This is a genomic window from Steroidobacter sp. (assembly GCF_016790065.1).
In the GTDB taxonomy this organism is placed as follows: Bacteria; Pseudomonadota; Gammaproteobacteria; order Steroidobacterales; family Steroidobacteraceae; genus Steroidobacter.
Genome location: NZ_JAEUPY010000740.1, coordinates 1 through 1,608 on the forward strand (window position 1 = coordinate 1; position 1,608 = coordinate 1,608).

Genomic DNA, 1,608 nt, shown 5'->3' on the forward strand with positions numbered 1-1,608 from the left:
TCAGCTTCTGCACTTCGGCAAGTGCTGCTTGTCGGCCGGCTGAGCTTGCACTGCCGCGACCAAAGCCACCGGACAACAGCGCATCTCTCCGGCGCTGAAGGTCTTCGATCTCTTCATCAAGGCGGAGGATTTCGTTCGGCGGGCCGAGGATGGCGATCGAAAGACCAGCCGCGAATTTCGCGGTGTATGCCGACAGCGTGGAGGTGAGTTGCTTGATGGCGCGGTCGGCTTGGTCGATGCCCTCGGCCGTGGTGCCGCTCATCGTGATGCCGAGCCGATCGGCCTGCTGCATCAGGTCATTAATTCCCGCTTTGCCTTGAGAGAGCATCGGCACCAACTGCGGGCCAGCCGACTTTCCAAACAGGTCGACCGCCAAGCGAGTCCGATCAGCAGGGTTCTTGATCTGCTTGAATGCCTCGGCAACCTCGCCGAGCTGATCCTCGATGGACAGGTTTCGAAGGTTCTCCGCCTGCAGCCCGAAGCGCGAGAGCGTTGCAATCGCCTGCTTGCTTTCGTCGTCAGCCTTGGACAGAGCGATCTGGAATTTCTGGATGCCGGTGGTCAGCGCCACCATCTCAACATCAGTCTGGCCAGCCGCATATTGCAGTCGGCTAAACGTTTCCACCGCAATGCCAGCGCGCTCGGCTGCTGTGGCCGTCGCGTCGGCGGCTTCGAAGGCTTGCTTGGCAAAGTTGGCGAGCGCCGCACCGGAGAAGACACGCAGCGCCACTCCCGCGACGCGCTCCATGCTTTTGAAGTCGCCTTCAATGCGGTTGAGCGAGCCCTGAACCTTCTTCAGTTCAGCGGTGAACTTCGCAGTCTCGGCTGCAAAGTCGACTGTGACTGTACCTGCGCTAGCCATCTACGTATCCGCCTTCACTGCTAGAGAAATGCCCGCCGCCGAGTTGGAGTCCACACACACGAGGTGATGCAGGAGACTCGCGCGGGCTCTGCCGGTTGCTTTCATAAGCGCCGTGACTCAGCAGTAAGACGGCGTCCGCATGACTCGCTTGCGCGACCTGTGCGGCCAGGAATCGGCCGCGCCAATCGTGGGGAAAGGCGCGACCAGTGCTTCATCACGACACTGCGATCTTCAGAGCCTTGATCGCGTCATTCGATTTCACGGTGCCGCCTACGCGTTTGCGGGCGTAGAACTTCGTCTGACCCGGCGTCGTGTAAGGGTCCAACGTGATCTGCATCGACGTGCGATCGGCCAGCAAGTAGCCGCGTCGCCAGTTGCCGAACAGGATCGGGAACGCGTTCGCCGTGCTCGACAGCGACATCGCATCGCAAGTGATGACGCGATAGCCGGCGAGCGTTGCCGGATTGCCGTTCGCCGCGTCCTGCCAGAGATACGTGCCCGCCGTGCTCGCTTTGAGTTTGCGAATGCGAGCGGCCGTCAGTCGATGCATGACGAATGCGCAGCGGTCGGTCTCGGTGAGGTATCCCTCGTTGACTTGTGCGGCGAGATCAATCGCGCCGTCGATCAAGTTCTGAGTTGAGCTCGTGATCGGCGATGCCGTCGCAACGAGAGGGATGTACTCAATCTGAGATGCACTACGCATCGGCGAGCCGTTATCGTCGTTCGCGCCCGGCGTCGTGTTCAGG

2 protein-coding genes are annotated in these 1,608 nt (G+C 61.0%); both read right to left on the reverse strand.

What is annotated here, in order from left to right; all coding sequences use genetic code 11:
- A partial coding sequence (locus tag JNL55_RS30150) for a hypothetical protein (protein WP_293863329.1) occupies positions 1–748 on the reverse strand: 748 nt, incomplete at its 3' end.
- Positions 749–1,076: 328 nt separating this feature from the next.
- Positions 1,077–1,608: phage major capsid protein (locus JNL55_RS30155; protein ID WP_293863331.1), on the reverse strand; the 532-nt coding region annotated here is incomplete at its 5' end.